Genomic DNA, 511 nt, shown 5'->3' with positions numbered 1-511 from the left:
TCGGGGAAATCGGCACCTGGCGATCCGTGATGGCCAGATAGGTCTCGTCGACCTCCACCAAGCCCTTGAGCCGCTCACGTCCGGGCCTGACCATCGCCTGGCGAAAACGATGCAGCATGGCCCAGGCCGTCTGGTAACTGCCCAGCCCCAGCACCCTTTGCAAACCCAGCGCGTTGACGCCTTGCTTCTGGTTCGTCACGTACCAGGCCCCAGCCAGCCACACGCGCAGCGGCGTGCGTGTCTTCTCGAAGATCGTGCCGGCTGTGACCGTGCTCTGGTGAGAGCAACTTCGGCACATCAGCCGCGAGCGGCTGGATCGGTAAGGCTCATCGGCAACACCGCAAGCCGGGCAGACGAACCCGGTGGGCCAACGCAGCCGCTCCAAGTAAGCCAAACAGGCATCCTCGGAGCTGAACCAGTCGAGGAAATCGTTCCAATTGGACGGGTGGTCTTTACCTGCCTCTGGGCTTGCGATATGCTGGATATCCATCCAGTACTCCGGGGCTGCTGG

Annotated in this window: 1 protein-coding gene; it reads right to left on the bottom strand. The window is 62.6% G+C overall.

Annotated features, from left to right (window positions below; all coding sequences use genetic code 11):
* The coding region (locus ABG80_RS19430; protein WP_152987759.1) for an IS1595 family transposase at positions 1-490 on the bottom strand (490 nt) is incomplete at its 3' end.
* Positions 491-511: the final 21 nt, after the last annotated feature.

The sequence above is a fragment of the Aquabacterium parvum genome, assembly GCF_001447195.1.
Classification (GTDB): domain Bacteria; phylum Pseudomonadota; class Gammaproteobacteria; order Burkholderiales; family Burkholderiaceae_C; genus Aquabacterium; species Aquabacterium parvum.
Note: the sequence above shows the minus strand (reverse complement) of the source record. Positions and strands in the feature narration are given on the sequence as shown.